This is a genomic window from Pseudoduganella rivuli (genome assembly GCF_009674485.1).
In the GTDB taxonomy this organism is placed as follows: Bacteria; Pseudomonadota; Gammaproteobacteria; order Burkholderiales; family Burkholderiaceae_D; genus Rugamonas; species Rugamonas rivuli_B.
On record NZ_WKJJ01000004.1, the window covers coordinates 315,006 to 332,612 of the forward strand.

13 protein-coding genes are annotated in these 17,607 nt (G+C 63.7%); 10 read left to right on the forward strand and 3 right to left on the reverse strand.

What is annotated here, in order from left to right; genetic code table 11:
• Positions 1 to 186 precede the first annotated feature (186 nt).
• The 3 genes from GJ700_RS08340 (at position 187) to GJ700_RS08350 (ending at position 3,729) form a co-directional block, all read left to right on the forward strand.
• The gene (locus tag GJ700_RS08340; protein WP_195763822.1) at positions 187 to 915 is read left to right on the forward strand and encodes a hypothetical protein; all 729 of its coding nucleotides are present in this window, start codon (positions 187 to 189) and stop codon (positions 913 to 915) included.
• A gap of 164 nt (positions 916 to 1,079) precedes the next feature.
• On the forward strand, positions 1,080 to 2,132 hold the full coding sequence (locus GJ700_RS08345) for a PEP-CTERM sorting domain-containing protein (RefSeq protein WP_195763823.1): 1,053 nt from the start codon (positions 1,080 to 1,082) through the stop codon (positions 2,130 to 2,132).
• A 163-nt stretch (positions 2,133 to 2,295) separates the two neighbouring features.
• On the forward strand, positions 2,296 to 3,729 hold the full coding sequence (locus GJ700_RS08350) for a glycoside hydrolase family 88/105 protein (RefSeq protein ID WP_154372518.1): 1,434 nt from the start codon (positions 2,296 to 2,298) through the stop codon (positions 3,727 to 3,729).
• A 71-nt stretch (positions 3,730 to 3,800) separates the two neighbouring features.
• Here the strand turns inward: GJ700_RS08350 and GJ700_RS08355 are convergent, their stop codons facing one another.
• Complete coding sequence (locus GJ700_RS08355) at positions 3,801 to 5,306, reverse strand: PPC domain-containing protein (protein ID WP_154372521.1); 1,506 nt, start codon at positions 5,304 to 5,306, stop codon at positions 3,801 to 3,803.
• 169 nt (positions 5,307 to 5,475) lie between these two features.
• Here GJ700_RS08355 and GJ700_RS08360 point away from each other — a divergent pair, with 169 nt between their 5' ends.
• Complete coding sequence (locus GJ700_RS08360) at positions 5,476 to 6,303, forward strand: crotonase/enoyl-CoA hydratase family protein (protein WP_154372523.1); 828 nt, start codon at positions 5,476 to 5,478, stop codon at positions 6,301 to 6,303.
• Between the two features lie 36 nt (positions 6,304 to 6,339).
• Here the strand turns inward: GJ700_RS08360 and GJ700_RS08365 are convergent, their stop codons facing one another.
• A complete protein-coding gene (locus GJ700_RS08365; RefSeq protein ID WP_154372525.1) occupies positions 6,340 to 6,690 on the reverse strand; it encodes a hypothetical protein in 351 nt (116 codons plus the stop codon).
• Positions 6,691 to 6,906: 216 nt separating this feature from the next.
• Here GJ700_RS08365 and GJ700_RS08370 point away from each other — a divergent pair, with 216 nt between their 5' ends.
• Complete coding sequence (locus tag GJ700_RS08370; RefSeq protein ID WP_154372527.1) at positions 6,907 to 9,111, forward strand: OsmC domain/YcaO domain-containing protein; 2,205 nt, start codon at positions 6,907 to 6,909, stop codon at positions 9,109 to 9,111.
• Positions 9,108 to 10,472, forward strand: a complete 1,365-nt coding sequence (locus GJ700_RS08375; RefSeq protein ID WP_154372529.1) for an MBL fold metallo-hydrolase — start codon at positions 9,108 to 9,110, stop codon at positions 10,470 to 10,472. The genes GJ700_RS08370 and GJ700_RS08375 overlap by 4 nt, the downstream gene beginning before the upstream one ends.
• Here the strand turns inward: GJ700_RS08375 and GJ700_RS08380 are convergent.
• Positions 10,458 to 11,189, reverse strand: a complete 732-nt coding sequence (locus GJ700_RS08380; RefSeq protein ID WP_308700659.1) for a hypothetical protein — start codon at positions 11,187 to 11,189, stop codon at positions 10,458 to 10,460. The two genes, GJ700_RS08375 and GJ700_RS08380, sit on opposite strands and share 15 nt — an antisense overlap.
• A 59-nt stretch (positions 11,190 to 11,248) precedes the next feature.
• Between GJ700_RS08380 and GJ700_RS08385 the strand changes: the two genes are divergently transcribed.
• From GJ700_RS08385 to GJ700_RS08400, 4 genes are all read left to right on the forward strand, one after another.
• The gene (locus GJ700_RS08385; RefSeq protein ID WP_154372531.1) at positions 11,249 to 11,638 is read left to right on the forward strand and encodes a hypothetical protein; all 390 of its coding nucleotides are present in this window, start codon (positions 11,249 to 11,251) and stop codon (positions 11,636 to 11,638) included.
• 74 nt (positions 11,639 to 11,712) lie between these two features.
• The gene (locus GJ700_RS08390; RefSeq protein WP_154372533.1) at positions 11,713 to 12,984 is read left to right on the forward strand and encodes a TolC family protein; all 1,272 of its coding nucleotides are present in this window, start codon (positions 11,713 to 11,715) and stop codon (positions 12,982 to 12,984) included.
• The gene (locus GJ700_RS08395) at positions 12,981 to 14,465 is read left to right on the forward strand and encodes an efflux RND transporter periplasmic adaptor subunit (protein ID WP_154372535.1); all 1,485 of its coding nucleotides are present in this window, start codon (positions 12,981 to 12,983) and stop codon (positions 14,463 to 14,465) included. Before GJ700_RS08390 ends, GJ700_RS08395 begins: the two co-directional genes overlap by 4 nt.
• Positions 14,462 to 17,596, forward strand: coding sequence for an efflux RND transporter permease subunit (locus tag GJ700_RS08400; RefSeq protein WP_154372537.1), 3,135 nt, complete (start codon positions 14,462 to 14,464; stop codon positions 17,594 to 17,596). The genes GJ700_RS08395 and GJ700_RS08400 overlap by 4 nt, the downstream gene beginning before the upstream one ends.
• The last annotated feature ends 11 nt before the right edge of the window (positions 17,597 to 17,607 follow it).

Genomic DNA, 17,607 nt, shown 5'->3' on the forward strand with positions numbered 1-17,607 from the left:
CGTAGCGCAGAAATGGTGGTTTTTGCCACCCTGATTGGCATGGACTGCTGCACGGCAGAATGTGCTGAATCGGCGCGAAAATCAGCCGGACGGCATCGTGGAACAGGGGCAACACGGCAAAAAAGACCAGGGAGCGTAGCCGACAATGGCGTTGTTCCTTCATTCTTCCACGAAAAGTTCACGCTCATGAAGCTCCACTCCATGATCAGGCTGGCCCGGTTCGGGCTGGCGCTGCCGGCTCTTGCCATGGCCACCGAGGATACCGGCACGCCCGGTCCGGGCGGCTGGGAAAATAACCTGGGTATCAGCGCCGAGCGCCAGCATGGCAGCTGGCGCTATGGCGTGCCGGAGATGGAATTGAATTACGGCGCGGGCGAACACATGCAACTGGTGCTGGGAATGCCGTATGTCCGCGTGACAGAGGCCGATGGCGCCCGCAACAGCGGGTTCGGCAACATCACCACCGGTGTCAAATGGCGTTTCTGGGAAGATGGAGAGACGGGCGCCGCGCTGGCGCTGTTTCCCCGGCTGGCATGGAATTCCTCCGGGGCGACCGCCTCACGGGGGCTGGATTCGCGCGGCTACAGCCTGCTGTTGCCCGTGATTGCCGGGTTCAGCCGTGGTGACACCGGCTGGTATGCGGAGTTTGGCCGCAACATCGTGCAGCGGGGGCCGCACGAGTGGCAAGCCGGCGTGAAAGTGCTGCATCAGTGCCTGCCGCAACTGGAATGCCGCGCGGAACTGGAATATACCCGCGTGCCGCGCGATGGCGGGCAGACCACGGCCAGGCTGGGTGGCAAGTGGCGGCTGTCGGAAAACCTGATTTTCAATTTCAGCGCCGGGCGGGATATTGCCGGCGGCCGGGAAGGGCGCCGCGGCCTGGTCACTTATGCCGGAGTGCAATGGTTGCGCTGACACGACGCGGGCCAATCACGCATGCATTGTCGACAATCTTTACATTTTTGCCCGGCTTGACTTGATGACTATCCATAAGCTATTGATTCTTCTGTAGTTTGCTTGGCAGGCCTGTTTGATGCTAGTGACTCCATGCGCATATAAACAATGCGAAGGAGATGAACATGCCTGCCAAAACGTATTCACGGTTCGCGGCCCTGGTCCTGGCTGCAAGTGTTGTTTGCCCTGCCATGGCCACGGTGACCTTCAGTCCATTTGTCGCTTCAACCGGCGGCTCGCCGATCGGCTTTGCCTATGCCGGCAACAAATTCGTCGGTTCGAATTACTTCAACAACCAGCTTTACCAGACCGACCTGAGCGGCGCCAGCGTGGCGGCGTTCGGCGCGCCACTGCCCATCGGTTCCGGCAGCATCGGTGAAGTGTACGTGTCCAGTTCGCTTGGTTTGGGCGGATTCGGCGCGCGCGACGTGTTTGCCGGTTCCGAGGCTGCCGGGACAGTTTATAAATTCAACAATGATGGTACCGGACAGGTGGCGTTCGCCACCGGGCTGATCGGCGGTGTGCGCAGTATCGCCTTCGATCCGTATGGCTTGTATGGTAACGACATGATCGTGGCCACCAGCGCCGGCCGGATTTACCGTATCACCAGCCTGGGCGTCGTTACGCAACTGGCTTCGACCGGCGAAGATACGGAGGGCTTGAGTTTCGCGCCGCAGGCCTTTGGCCCGGTGCCCTCCGGCACCCTGGTGGTGGCTTCCGAAGGCAGCGGCAGCTTGCGGGCCGTCGCGCCCGACGGTTCGCTGACGCCGATCACCACGATCGCGTCGGCCGAGATGGTGAGCTTTGTGCCGCTGAACCTGGGCGTCAGCGGCAATCCGCTGGAAGGATTTTACGCCGCGAACTATTCCGTGAACGTCATCAAGTCTCCCTATACGGACTTTACCAGTTACCTCGGCGATATGATCGTCACCGGCGAAGTCACGCACCAGGTGTGGGACGTCAGCTGGAACGGTTCCAGCTTCGTGTCGTCGCTGATCGGCACGTTCCCGAACCAGCCGGAAGACGGCATCTTCGTCACGGCCGCAATCCTCAATCCCGGCTGCGAACGGACCAATACCTGCGGCGGCGGCAGCGTACCGGAACCAGGCTCGTTGACGCTGCTGGGCCTGGGACTGCTTGGACTGGCCGGTACGCGGCGCGCACTGCATCGGTCTTGACGGGGGCTGCCGGAACACCGCTTGCAACTCCACGCTCACCACCTTGCCCGAAGCGCTCAACAAGTTGAGCGCTGGCGGAGATCTTCCAATCGTTCCAGGAATTAGAATTGCCATGCGTCGGACGAGGCATGGCAATTCACGATTATTTGAACGATTGAAGGAGATGTACTTGAAGAATACCTATAAGCTGCGGCACGGGTTGACCGCGGCACTGGTCGCTGGACTGTTCCCGGTGACGCTCACCGTCTCGGCGCAGGACGCGCCGCCCGCCCAGGAAAAGGGGCCGGCCGCCGCCGACGCCATGCTGCATGCGCTGCAGGTCGACTATCCGACGCCATACCGCGCCATGGAAGAGGCCGAAGTGAAGGCCGTGCTGGACCGCGTGTTCGCTTACCTGGACCGGACCACACCGGCCGAACTGATCAACAAGACCACCGGCGCGCCCGTCACCGACTTGTCCCGCCCGGACCCGGACGCGGTATTCAAGCCGGGCGACTTCCGCCTGACCAGCTACGAGTGGGGGATTACCTACACGGGCATGCTGGCGGTTGGCGCGGTCACCCGCGACCAGCGCTATACCGATTACACGCTGACGCGGCACAAGTTGCTGTCGCAGCTGACGAAAACCTACTACCCGGCGGTACAGGCTGACCTGAAGAATTCGCACGCGCCGATCAAGAGCTTCCTGAATCCACATGCGCTGGACGACGCGGGCGCGCTGTGCCACAGCTTCATGAAAGCCAAGCTGGCCGGATCGGCCGTCGATTACACGCAGATGATAGGTATTTGCGGGGATTTCGTGACCAGGAAGGAATACCGCCTGAAAGACGGCACGCTGGCGCGCGGCGGCCCGGACGGCCAAGGCGGTGTCAAGATGCGGCCGCTGCCCGATACCTTGTGGCTGGACGACATGTTCATGGGCGTTCCGACCATCGCCTACCTCGGCGCGGTCACGGGCGATCGCAAATATTTCGATGACGCCGCAAAACAGGTGTTGCAGTTCTCCAAGCGCATGTTCAATCCCCGCCTGGGCATTTACATGCACGGTTACGTGGAAGGCATGCGCGACCATCCTGAACTGCACTGGGCCCGCGCCAATGGCTGGGCCGTGATGGCGATGGCCGAGATCCTCGACGTGCTGCCGAAGAACCACAAGCTGTATGGCGCCGTGCTGGAACAGTTGCGCGCCCATATCAAGGGACTGGCGTCGTACCAGACCCGCGACGGCTTCTGGCATCAGTTGATCGACCGTCCCGACACGTACCAGGAAACGTCCGCCACCGCGATCTACACGTACGCGATCGCGCGCGCCGTCAACCGCGGCTATGTGGAGGCACAAATGTATGGCCCGATGGTCAACCTGGCATGGAATGCGGTGGCAGGCAAGGTCACCGCCAACGGCCAGATCGAAGGCATCTGCGTCGGCACCGGCATGGCGTTCGATCCCGCGTTCTATGCCTACCGCCCCACGAGCGTGAAGGCGGCGCACGGCTACGGCCCGACACTGATGGCCGGCGCGGAAATCATCGCGATGAACCGGAAATTCAAGTTCGGCTTGAACGATAGCGGGCTGATGTACCAGGGAGTGCGGCAGTAAGCCGGGACGGGGCGGCCTGTCTTGCAGGATCCGCCCCGCGTCGCGGCGCGATGCCCGCCAGCTGTTCCCGCTTAACGGTAGCTGACGGTCATTGTCACGCCGGCATAAGCGGCCTGGCCAAATACGCCAATATAGAACGTGCCGGCCGGCGGCGTGTTGATGGAGAGTCCTTCGGAATTGCCGACGGCGGTCGTCCGCGTATCCCACATAGTGGACGACGGCATGCCGCCAAATCGCAGGTACAGATCGGCATTGCCGCTCGCCGGCTGAGTTTGCGATGCCAGGGTGATCAACATGTTTGTCGTATTGGCCGGGACTTCCACCTTGTAGTACTTCCAGCCGCCGGTCTGGTCGGAAAGGCTGGTCACTTGCTGATTGTTTGCCAGGGGCGTTACCGGCGGCACTGAATCGGCCACGTAGTCATGCGCATACACATCCGAATGAGAGGTCGGGGTGGCCCGGTAATCGTGCCACTTCACGGAAATATTGCCGCTCGTGTCGCCGCACATTGCCCACTGATTATTGACGGGCAATGGCTGGGAAACCGCCGTTTCCGCGCCGACAAAGCCGCTGAACGGACCGCCAACCTGGCGCAACTTGAACGTATTGGCCTGACCGATGTTTTCATTCCACGCCACGGCATAGCTGTTGTTGTCGAACAGGACCACGTTAGGATTGGTATCGTTCGCCGACAATGCGGAGGAAATCTGCATCGTGCCGTTCTGGCGGCTGCCATCGGCCGCGAAAAACTGGGCATGCGTACTGTACCCGGCGCCGTTCTGGCCGTACGTGCTCCACGTGACGACATAGTTGCCCAGCGAGTTCATCGACAGGGTGCCGCCGATCTGGTTCGGACCCAGGTAAGTGTTGACACGGGTGGGACCGCTGAACCAGCCGGCAGGCGACGAATACCGCATCGTATAGGTGTCGGTCCGGCCAGCGCTGTCCCGCGCCGAATAGGCGACGACCACGATACCGTTGGGATCGGTGTCGACGCCTGTAACCATGGCGTAGGACGTATTGCTTGCCATCAGCTTTTCGTTGGTGATCGGCGTGCCGGTACCGCTCATCCGCCTTGCGTAAACGCGGAAAGGCTGCAAATTGCTCCAACCGGTCCAGGCAACGGTGAAGCTGCCGTCCGACGCTGCCGTCACCTTGCCGGCGACCCCGGTTTGCAGGCTGTCATTGACGCGAACCGGTCCAGCGATCAGCGCGCCATTACGGGTATAGACAGATCCGTACAAGTCGATGTTTTCGCTGCCAGAGGCTTTCTTCGTGTGCAGCACAAAATAACTGCCCACTTTGTTGGCCGCGATGGCGACGGTATCCGCCGGCAAAATCACATTCTCGACGCCGCCGATGATGGCGCCGCGCGCATCGAGCCGTTTCAGGTAGCGGGTCCGGTTATAGTCGTTCCACACTGACAGCGTATCGCCGTTGGCGGCTCGGCTGCAGGCAACGAAGCCCTGTGTGCCGGCCAAATAGGACGTGACGGGATAAACAGGTCCCAGCTCAACGGCCTGGGCTGCGCTGGCGGACAGCATGGAGACGGCAAGACTTAACACGGTAGAACGCATGGGCACCTCAAAGTTATCAAAAATAATAATATATATGATAATTTCCGCATGGCTATATGTTGAACTTTTACCATGGAAAGCATGATTCCCGCTTCGGCGTCTTTAGATTGACCGCTCGACAACTTTGCCGGGAGAATACCTTTTTCCCCCGCATTCAATGGATACCCCGATGAGCGCCGAATCACCTGTATTTGAAACCGTCACCGTTACCGTGACGGACCACATCGCCACCGTGCGCCTGAACCGGCCGGAAAAGATGAACGCGATGAATCTCGCCATGTGGCACGACATCCGCCGCGCTTTCGACTATATCGATGCGTTGCCGGAAGCGCGCGTGGCGGTGCTCGAGGGGGAAGGCCGCGCCTTCACGGCGGGCATCGACCTGCAAATGATGATGGGCCTGGGCGGCCAGATCCAGAATGATTGCGACGGCCGCACGCGCGAGTCGCTGCGCCGCGTGATCCTGGATTTGCAGGATACGCTGACCAGCCTGGAGCGCTGCCGCAAGCCCGTGCTGGCGGCGGTGCACGGCGCCTGCGTCGGCGGCGGGATCGACCTGATCACGTGCGCCGACATGCGTTACTGCTCGGCCGACGCGTGGTTCAGTATCAAGGAAATCGATATCGGCATGACGGCCGACGTGGGCACGTTGCAGCGCTTGCCGAGACTGATCGGCGAAGGCATGGCGCGCGAACTGGCTTACACGGCGCGCAAGGTCGACGCGGCCGAGGCCAAAGAAATCCGCCTGGTCAACCGCGTATTCGACTCGCCCGAAGCGCTGCGCGACGGCGTGCGCGCCATCGCGGCGGAGATTGCCGCCAAGGCCCCGCTGGCGATCCGCGGCGTCAAGGAAATGATCACGTATGCGCGCGACCATTCGGTGGCCGATAGCCTCAACTATAACGCCACATGGAACGCGGCCATGCTGATGTCGGCCGATTTGCAGGAAGCCATGATGGCCGGCATGGCCAAGCGCGCCCCGGAATTCAAGGATTAAGCGGGGCGGCAGGGGCCGCAGGAACGGCGGGTAAGCTTACTCGTCGTCGAATTCGGAAGTCAGGTCTTTAAAACCCTTGCGCACGGCGAACGGCAGGAATTCGTCGGGCGTATCGAGCACGATCAGCCGCTTTTCCTGGATCACCGGATCGCCCGCCGTCAGGTCCGGGCCGCTGTAGCCCAGCGTGCGCAGGCGCGCGCTGATCTCGGCAATGAGTTTCTTATCCTTGTGCAAGCCGTCGCTGGCCGGGGCGGCAAGGTCCACGTACAGGTCGATGACGCCATAGCCTTCATCGAAAATGCGGATGGATTTGATGTCGACGGCGCGGCCGCTGCCGTCGGTGGCCTTGAACGGGCCGCTGAGCTGGATGTCGGTGTCTTGGTTCATTCCGGCAGCATACACCAAATGGGGCGGCGGACGGGCAACCGTCCGTGTGTTGATCGTCCCGGGGGATCGGGGTATACTGCGCGCTGGATTTTAATACTCGCTTCAACGCATTCCACGGCCCATGCATTCGAGCTCATGGGCCGTTTCATTTTTGCCTCACGGGTTCAGTTCATCCAGCAATGGGTGGCGGCCGCTCACTATTTTGGAATTCCCCCCATGGAAATTAAAGTCAACTTTCTCGATAAGCTTCGCCTGGAAGCCAAGTTCGATGATTTCACGGTGATCGCCGACCAGCCCATCCGTTACAAGGGTGATGGTTCCGCGCCGGGCCCGTTCGATTACTTCCTGGCCTCGTCGGCCCTGTGCGCCGCATATTTCGTGAAGTTGTATTGCAATACCCGCAATATTCCCACTGAAAATATCCGCCTGTCGCAGAACAATATTGTCGATCCGGAAAACCGCTACCAGCAGATTTTCAAGATCCAGGTGGAATTGCCGGCCGATATTTCGGAAAAAGACCGCCAGGGGATCCTGCGCTCCATCGACCGCTGCACCGTGAAAAAGGTGGTGCAGGCCGGGCCGGAATTCGTTATTGAAGAAGTCGACAACCTGGATGCCGATGCGCAAGCCTTGCTGACCGTGAACCCGGATTCGGATACCAGCACGTATATTCCGGGCAAGGATTTGCCGCTGGAGCAAACCATCGCCAACATGTCCAGTTTGCTGGCGGGCCTGGGCATCAAGATTGAAATCGCGTCGTGGCGCAACATCGTGCCCAATGTGTGGTCGCTGCACATCCGAGACGCGCACTCGCCGATGTGCTTCACCAATGGCAAGGGTGCGACCAAGGAAAGCGCGCTGGCCTCGGCGCTGGGCGAATATATCGAGCGCATCAATTGCAACCACTTTTATGCCGGCGCTTATTGGGGCGAAGAGATCGCCAACGCGCCGTTCGTCCACTACCCGAACGAGCGCTGGTTCAAGCCTGGCCGCAAGGATGCGCTGCCGAAGGAAATCCTCGACGCGTACTGCCTGGACATTTACAACCCCGACGACGAACTGCTGGGTTCGCACCTGATCGACACCAATTCCGGCAACGTGGAACGCGGCATCTGCTCGCTGCCGTTCGTGCGCCAGTCGGACGGCGAAGTCGTGTATTTCCCGTCCAACCTGATTGAAAACTTGTACGGCAGCAATGGCATGAGCGCGGGCAATACGCTGCCCGAAGCGCAGGTGCAATGCCTGTCCGAGATTTTCGAACGCGCCGTCAAGCGCGAAATCCTGGAAGGCGAAATCGCGTTGCCGGACGTGCCGGCCGACGTGCTGGCGAAATATCCCGGCATCGTGGCCGGCATCCAGGGGCTGGAAGAACAGGGTTTCCCCGTGCTGGTCAAGGATGCGTCGCTGGGTGGTACGTACCCGGTCATGTGTGTCACCTTGATGAACCCGCGCACGGGCGGCGTGTTCGCGTCGTTCGGCGCGCACCCGAGTTTCGAAGTCGCGCTGGAACGCAGCCTGACGGAATTGCTGCAGGGGCGCAGTTTTGAAGGCTTGAACGATTTGCCGCGGCCGACGTTCGTCAGCAACGCCGTGACGGAGCCGAACAACTTCGTCGAACACTTCATCGATTCCAGCGGCGTCGTGTCGTGGCGCTTCTTCAGCGCCAAGGCGGATTTCGAGTTCGTCGAATGGGACTTCTCCGGCCACGGCGAAAACTCGAATGCCGAGGAAGCGGCGACCCTGTTCGGCATCCTCGAAGAAATGGGCAAGGAAGTCTACGTGGCGGAATACGACCACCTGGGCGCGTCGGCCTGCCGCATCCTGGTGCCGGGCTACTCGGAAGTCTATCCGATCGAAGACCTGGTCTGGGATAACACCAACAAGGCGCTGCTGTTCCGCGCCGATATCCTGAACCTGCACCGCCTGGACGACGACAGCCTGGAAGCGCTGCTGGAACGCCTGGAAAACAATGAGCTGGATGAATACGGCGACATCGCCACCCTGATCGGTATCGAGTTTGACGAAAATACCGTGTGGGGCCAGTTGACGGTGCTGGAATTGAAATTGCTGATCCGGCTCGCGCTGCAGCAATTCGACGAGGCGCAAGAGCTGGTGGAAACCTTCCTGCAATACAACGACAACACGGTGGAACGCGGCCTGTTCTACCAGGCATTGAACGTGGTGCTGGAAGTGGTGCTGGATGACGAGATGGAACTGGACGATTACGTCGTCAATTTCCGCCGCATGTTCGGCAACGAGCGGATGGATGCGGTGCTGGGATCGGTGGACGGCAGCGTGCGCTTCTATGGCTTGACGCCGACCAGCATGAAGCTGGAAGGGCTGGACCGCCACCAGCGCCTGATGGACAGCTATCGCAAGCTGCATGCGGCACGCGCCAAGGCTGCCCCAAAGCTGGCATGACCCATGCCTCACTGACGATTTCGCGCATCCTGCACGCCGGCTACGTGTTCGCGTGCCAGGATGCGCGCATCGCTTTCGACACGATTTTCGAAAACCCGTTCAGCCGCAATTGCCACGCTTTCCCGGACGTGCGCTTCGACCACGGGGAAATCCGGCGCCAGCGGTTTGACGCCGTGTTCATTTCCCACTTCCACGACGACCATTGTTCGCTGGAAAGCCTGGATTTGCTGGACCGCGCCACGCCGCTGTACCTCTACTGCATCTTTGACGAGTTGTTCGACATGGTGCGCCAGCTGGGATTCATCCACGTGCACCCGCTGCGCCTGAATGAGCCTGTTACTATCGGCCCGTTCCGCGTGACGCCGCGCGAAGCCATGGATGCCGACGTCGACACCATGTTCCAGGTGCAGGCGGCGGGCCTGAACGTATTGAATGTCGTCGACTCGTGGATCGACGACACCACGCTGGGCCAGCTGGTGGGCGAAGGGCCGTGGGACATGGTGCTATGGCCGTTCCAGACCATGCGTGAAATCGAAGTGTTGGCGCCATCGCGCGCCGAGGCGGCGCCGCCGGCGCTGCCCGACGAGTGGATCGAACAGTTGCAGGCACTGGCGCCACGGTACGTCGTCCCCAGTTCGTGCCAGTTTTTGCAGGAACCATGGTCGTGGTACAACCGCGCCTTTTTCCCGATCTCGTATGCGCAGTTCGCGCGCGAAGTGACGGCCGCGCTGCCGCAGTCGCGCGTGGTGCGCCTCGATCCGTCGGTGTCGGTGCGGCTCGACCAGGCATCGCTGAACCCGGCGCCACCGTTAGCCTGGGTGATTCCAGTCGGCGACCAGGATGTCGATTACGCCTATGCAGGAAATGCTGCGCCGCCGCACACGGCGGAGATCGCGCGGCACTTCGCGCCGCTGTCGGCGGCGCAGCAGGCGCGCGTGCTGGACTATTGCCGTACCGGCATCCCAGCTAAATACGGCGCGGTGGAAGCCGCTTCCGAATACTTTGACGAGCCCCGTGCCTGGCAACTGTCGGTGTATGACCATGCGGGCGAGGCCACGCATTTCCGCTACCGGCTGGAACCGGACAGCGGCGCCGTGGCCGACGACGGGGCTTTGCCGCTTGGCTGGACCACGGAAATCCCCGCGGCAAAGCTGTATGCGGCGCTGGAGCAGGGCGAATCGCTGACGTCGATGTACATGCGCATCAATGACATGGTGTTCGATGCGGAGACCGAACAGGCGCTGGCGCTGGCCGACGTGGTCGACGATCCGCTGATCCGTTGCCTGTTCAGCGATACGTTCGGGGCGTACCAGAAGGCGCAGTTGCGCCGGCTGCTGGCGGCCGGTTCACTTACCCAATAAGCGCAGCGACTCTTCCCAGTCCGCTTCCCAGCGGGCCAGGAAGTCGTGCGACTTGAACGCGCGCTTCAACGGGCCAAGCGGAACGCGGTAAACGTCATGCAATCCCAGCGCCAATGTGACGGGATGCCACAGCGCGTTGCGTTTGGATTTGCGCACGCTGGCCTTGATGCGGGCCCCATCGTCGCCGAAGATGCCCACGGCGTCATCCAGCGCCCGCGCCAGGTCCATCCGCACGAAGGACCCGAACGCGGCCAGCACTTCGGCCTTGTTGATGCCCGCCTGCGATTCGCTGGCTGGCGGCTTTTTCCCGGCCCCTTGTGCTTCGTGCTTCAACTTGCCCGCCAGCCGCTCCACGTCCTTCTTCTGGAAGCGCAACTGGTCAAGCCGACGGCGGAAGCCCGGCTCGGGCAGCCGTACCGGCAGTTTATAAGCGTCCTTCGTGAAGGTGATCAGCACATCGTCGCCGCCCGCGGCCAGCCGCGCCACGTCGTCTTCGAAAAAAATCGGCGCTGCGTAACCGCCGTTGGCGTCGCCGAACAGTTCGGGATACGCGGCATCGTAGTCCAGCCACACGAAAGGCGTCAGCCCGTGTTCAAGCAGGCGCGCCAGCGTCCACTGCGAATTGGTTTGTTGCGCCAGCCAGGCGCAGGCTTCGGCGGTGGTGGCCCGGAAGGGCAGGTCGGTATCGCTCATCATTCTTTCATTCTTGGGATGCATGGACACTATCCATGGTACAGCGCTGCCGCCGCCGGCGGTATAGTAAAATCGACCGCACCATGAAACCATCGCGCGTCACCCGTCTCGTCGCCACTGTCATTGCCGTGATCAGCCTGCTGTTCGCGCAATTGGCGGTGGCCGCCTATGCCTGCCCGGGCATGGTGACGCCCGAGCGCTTGGCGATCAGTGCGATGGAAGGCATGGAACATTGCACGGCCATGGACAACGCACAGCCGAATCTGTGCCACGCGCACAACCACGCCAGCCAGCAATCGCTGGACCGGCCGGACGTGCCGCCGGTACCGCCATTTCTCGCGTCAGGGCTGGTGCAGATGGTGGTCATGCCCGAACTGATCGTGCCGCCGTCACAGGCCGCGCCCGCTATACCCTCGATGGCGCGCGCCACCTCGCCGCCGCTGGCGATACGCCTCTGCTGTTTCCGCATTTGACCACTCCCGTTGTGTGATCGGTTACCGCGCACGCCATCGCCTGCGCGGCTTGGTTCAACAACTGTGGAGTAGTCATGTTCCATTACATTCCAACCGGGAGGCTGGCCGCCGGCGCCGCGCTCCTGGCGCTGGCCGCCGTTGCGCACGGGGCCGACCGCTTGTCCCTGGATGAGGCGCAGCGCCTCGCCGTGCAGCGCTCCTATCAGATACCCGCATACGACGCGGCCATCACCGCATCCACGGAAATGGGCGCTGCCGCCGCGCGCCTGCCCGATCCCGTGCTGAAAGTCGGCATCGACAACCTGCCGCTCAGTGGCCCCGACCGCGCCAGCCTTGGCGCCGATGCGATGACGATGCGCCGCGTCGGCGTCATGCAGGAGCTGACGCGCGCCGATAAACGCGCCTTGCGCAGCACGCGCTATGCGCAGGAAGCGGCCAGAACGCAGGCGGAAAAAGACAAGGCGATTGCCGCCGTCGAACGCAATACGGCGCTGGCGTGGCTGGACCGCCATTACGCGGACGCCACGGTGACCATCCTTGCCGAACAACGTACCCTGGCGGTGCAGGAGCGCGAAGCCGCCGACGCAGCCTATCGTGGAGGCCGTGGCAGCCAGTCCGACGTCCTGGCGGCGCAAAGCGCCGTGCTGCAACTGGACGACCGCGTGCTGGAAGCGCAAGGCAGGGCCCGAGCCGCCGGGGCCGGGCTGGCGCGCTGGCTCGGTGATGCCGCCGCGCGGCCGCTGGCGGACCCGCCCGCGATGGATGCGATCCGTTTTGACGCCACTACCCTGGAAACCCAACTGGCCCACCACCCGGATATCGCCGTGCTGGCCCGGCAGGTGGACATCGCCGAGACGCAGGCCGGCCTGGCCGAGGCGGACCGCCGCCCCGACTGGTCGGTGGAAGTCACATACCAGCAGCGCGGCGCCGCTTACCCGAACATGGTGTCGGTCGGCTTGTCCGTGCCGCTGCAGTGGGACCGCAACAACCGGCAAGACCGCGAACTGGCGGCCAGGCTGGCCATGGCGTCGCAAGCCAGGGGGGAACAGGATGAAGCATTGCGCGCGCATGCCGCGGAAATCCGTGCGCAGATCGCCGCGTGGCAAACCGGCCGCGCGCGGCAGGCGCGCTATTCGGCGGACCTGGTTCCACTGGCGCAAGCGCGCAGCGCGGCTTTACTGGCCGCCTACCGGGGCGGCAAGGCGTCGCTGGCCGACGTGCTGGCGGCGCGCCGCAATGTGCTGGACACCAGGGTGGCGGCGCTGCAGCTGGAGGCGGACACGGCCCGGATATGGGCGCAACTGAATTTCCTGTTCCCCATGGCGCAGGCGGGAGGCCATCCATGAAGCGCAAGACCATCGCGATCGCGGCCCTGGCCACAGCCGGCATCGTGGCCGGCGGCGCGGCATTGTACCGGGCAGGGGTGGCGCAAGGAGGGCAGAACGCTGCCACACCGGCAAGCGACAGCCGGTCCGACCCCGCCGGCGGCCGCAAAGTGCTGTACTGGCACGACCCCATGGTGCCAGGCCCGAAATTCGACAAACCCGGAAAATCGCCGTTCATGGACATGGCGCTGGTGCCCGTCTACGCGGACCAGTCAGGTGACGACGGCAAGGTCGCCATCAGTCCCCGCATCCAGCAAAACCTGGGCATACGCACGGCGCCGGTGGAACAAGGCGCTCTGGCCGCTTCCCTGACCGTGGTGGGCAATATATCCTTCAACGAGCGCGATACCGCCATGGTGCAGGCACGGGCGGGCGGTTACGTCGAGCGGCTGCTGGTGCGCGCGCCGCTCGATGCCGTGCGGCGCGGCCAGCCGTTGGTGGAACTGTACGTGCCGGACTGGGTGGCGGCGCAGGAAGAATACCTGGCGGCGCGCCGCATGTCGGCGGAGCTGGGTGACGCCGCGCGCCAGCGCATGCGCCTGGCGGGTATGGACGATCTGCAGATCCGCGCCGTGGAAACGACGGGCAAGGTGCACGCGCGGCTGGCGGTCGCGTCGCCGATGGCCGGCGTGGTGACGGAACTGGCCGTGCGCGAAGGGATGACGGTGGCGGCGGGCGCGCCGCTGTACCGCATCAACGGAACGTCGGCGGTCTGGCTGATCGCCGAGGTGCCCGAAACGGCCGCCGCGCAGGTGCGGCCGGGCCAGAACGTCGCGGCCCGCGTGGCGGCGCTGCCCGGCATGGCGTTCAGCGGCAAGGTCGAAGCCCTGCTGCCGGAAGTCAATCCGTCGACGCGGACCCTGAAGGCGCGGATCGTGCTGGCCAATCCGGACGGGCGGCTGGTACAGGGCATGTTCGCCACCGCCGACCTGGCCGGCCAGACTGGCGCGCCGGCGCTGCTGGTCCCCACCGAAGCGGTGATACGGACCGGCACGCGCAGCGTGGTGTTTGTCGCCGCCGGCGCGGGCGGCTTTGCGCCGGTCGACGTGGAAACCGGGGCGGAAGCGGGTGGCCGGACGGAAATCCGCAAGGGCCTGGTGGCGGGCCAGCAGGTGGTGGTGTCCGGCCAGTTCCTGGTCGATTCCGAAGCCAGCCTGAAAGGCGTGGCGGCGCGCATGGCAGCCGATACGCCGGTGGGCGGCCCCGTCCACCACGCCACGGGCCGCGTGGAAAAGATCGACGCCGGCAATGTGACGTTGTCGCACGGCCCCGTCGCCACCCTGCAATGGGGGCCGATGACGATGCCGTTCAAGCTGCCGCAGGCCGGACTGCCGCCCGGGATGACAGTGGGCGCCATGGTGTCGTTCGACTTCGTGCAGTTACCGGACGGCGGGTTCCAGGTCACGGCGATGACGCCGGCCACGGCGGGAGGCGGCAAATGATCGCCCGAGTGATCCGCTGGGCCATCGTCAACCGGCTGCTGGTGCTGCTGGCCACCGTGGGCCTGTCCGCCTGGGGCGTGTGGGCCTTGGCGAACACGCCGCTGGACGCCATCCCCGACCTGTCCGATACGCAAGTCATCATCCGCACCGCGTATCCGGGCCAGGCGCCGCAAATTGTGGAAAACCAGGTGACGTACCCGCTTACCACGACCATGCTGTCGGTGCCGGGGGCGAAAACCGTGCGTGGTTATTCGTTCTTTGGCGATTCCTTTGTCTACGTGCTGTTCGATGACGGCACCGATCCCTATTGGGCCCGTTCGCGCGTGCTGGAATACCTGAACCAGGTGCAGGCGCGCTTGCCGGCGCAAGCCCGTCCGGCGCTGGGACCCGACGCGACCGGGGTGGGCTGGGTGTACGAATATGCGCTGGTCGACCGAAGCGGCAAACACGACTTGTCGCAATTGCGCGCGCTGCAGGACTGGTTCCTCAAGTACGAACTGAAAGCCGTGCCGAACGTGGCGGAGGTGGCCAGCGTTGGCGGCATGGTGCGGCAGTACCAGATCCAGCTGGATCCGGACAAGCTGCGCGCCTATAACATGCCACACGCGAAGGTGGTGGACGCGGTGCGCAAGGCCAACCAGGAAAGCGGTGGTTCCGTGCTGGAATTGGGGGAGGCGGAATACATGGTGCGCGCCACGGGCTACCTGCAATCGCTGGACGACTTCCGCAAGATTCCGCTGGCGGCCGACAATGGCGTGCCGGTGCGCCTGGGCGACGTCGCGCATATCGTGACGGGGCCGGAAATGCGGCGCGGCGTGGCGGAGCTGAATGGCGAAGGCGAGGTGGCCGGCGGCATCATCGTCATGCGCTCGGGGAAAAACGCGCTGGAGACCATCGCGGCCGTCAAGGCCCGCCTCGAAACGCTGAAAGCCAGCCTGCCGGCCGGCGTGGAAATCGTGCCCGTGTACGACCGCTCGCACCTGATCCGGCGCGCCGTCACGAACCTCGAACAAAAAGTCGCCGAAGAATTCATTGTCGTGGCCGTGGTGTGCGCACTGTTCCTGTTCCACCTGCGTTCCGCACTGGTTGCCATCGCGTCGCTGCCGCTGGGCATCCTGGCGTCGTACGTCGTCATGCATTACCAGCACGTCAATGCCAACATCATGTCGCTGGGCGGCATCGCGATCGCCATTGGCGCCATGGTCGATGCCGCCGTCGTCATGATTGAAAACGCCCATAAGCACATGGAAGTGTGGCGCCACGCGCATCCGGGCGAGGAATTGAAGGGCGACGAGCACTGGCGCGTGACGGGCGAAGCGGCGGCCGAAGTGGGGCCGGCCCTGTTCTTCTCGCTGCTGATCATCGTGCTGTCGTTCATTCCCGTGTTTACGCTGGAGGCGCAGGAGGGACGGCTGTTCGCGCCGCTGGCGCTGACCAAGACGTACGCCATGGCGGCCGCCGCAGGGCTGGCGGTCACGTTGATCCCAGTATTGATGGGTTATCTGATCCGTGGCCGCATCCCGGACGAGCAAAGCAATCCGCTGAACCGGGCGTTGATCCGGATGTACCGTCCATTGCTCGAACATGTGCTGCGCGCGCCGAAAACCACGCTGGTGGTGGCCGCCGTCATTGCCTTACTCACCCTGTGGCCGCTGGGCCGGCTGGGCGGCGAATTCATGCCGCCGCTGGACGAGGGCGACTTGCTGTACATGCCGTCGGCGCTGCCCGGGATCGGGATCGGCAAGGCGGCGGAATTGCTGCAGCAAACGGACCGCCTGATCAAGACCGTGCCGGAAGTCCAGAGCGTATTCGGCAAAGCGGGGCGGGCGGAAACGGCGACCGATCCGGCGCCGCTGGAAATGTTCGAGACCACGATCCAGTTCAAGCCCCGCGACCAGTGGCGACCCGGCATGACGCCGGACAAGCTGGTGGAAGAACTGGACCGCGTGGTGCGCGTGCCGGGTCTGTCGAATATCTGGGTGCCGCCGATCCGCAACCGCATCGACATGCTGGCCACCGGCGTCAAGAGTCCCGTCGGCATCAAGGTGGCCGGCGCCGACTGGCGGGAAATCGACCGCATCACCGGCCAGGTCGAACGGGCCGTGAAACAGGTGCCGGGCGTGTCGTCGGCGCTGGCCGAGCGCCTCAGCGGCGGGCGCTATATCGATGCCGACATCGACCGCGACGCGGCGGCCCGCTATGGATTGAATATCGCCGATGTCCACGGCGTGATTGCCGCCGCGATTGGCGGCGACAATATCGGCGAAACCGTGGAAGGCTTGCAGCGCTTTCCCATCAATGTCCGTTATCCGCGCGAATGGCGGGATTCGCTGGAAAAACTGCGCAATTTGCCGCTGTTGACGGAACGGGGCGCGCAAATCCGCCTCGGCGACGTGGCGGCCATCCGGCTCGGCGACGGTCCGCCGATGCTGAAAAGCGAGAATGCGCGGCTGTCCGGCTGGGTCTATGTCGACATCCGGGGCCGCGACCTGCGCTCGGCCGTGCGCGACATGCAGCAGGCGGTGGCGCGCGACATCCGGCTGCCGCCCGGGTATGCGGTGTCGTGGTCGGGCCAGTTCGAATACCTGGAGCGCGCAACCGGCCGGCTGCAGGTGGTGGCGCCGGCCACGCTGGCCATTATTTTCGTGCTGCTGTTCGTGACGTTCGGCAGCGTGGCCGAAGCGGCGCTGATCATGGCCACGTTGCCGTTCGCCGTGGCGGGCGGGGTCTGGCTGCTGTGGGGACTGGGACATAACGTCTCGGTGGCGTCCGGCATTGGCTTTATCGCGCTGGCCGGCGTGGCAGCGGAATTCGGCGTCATCATGCTGCTGTACCTGAAGCACGCGTGGGAAGCGCGGCAGCGGCGCGGGCAGGACAGCGAAGCGGATTTGCTGGAAGCGATCCGGGAAGGCGCGGTGCAGCGGGTCCGTCCCAAGGCCATGACGGTGGCGGTGATCCTGGCCGGCCTGGCGCCCATCATGGCGGGTGGCGGGGCCGGCTCGGAAGTCATGCAGCGGATCGCGGCGCCGATGGTGGGCGGCATGCTGTCGGCGCCGCTGCTGTCGATGTTCGTGGTGCCGGCCGCCTACCTGCTGCTGCGGCGGCGCGCGTGCCGCCGCAGCCTCCCATAGCGGCAGGGGGG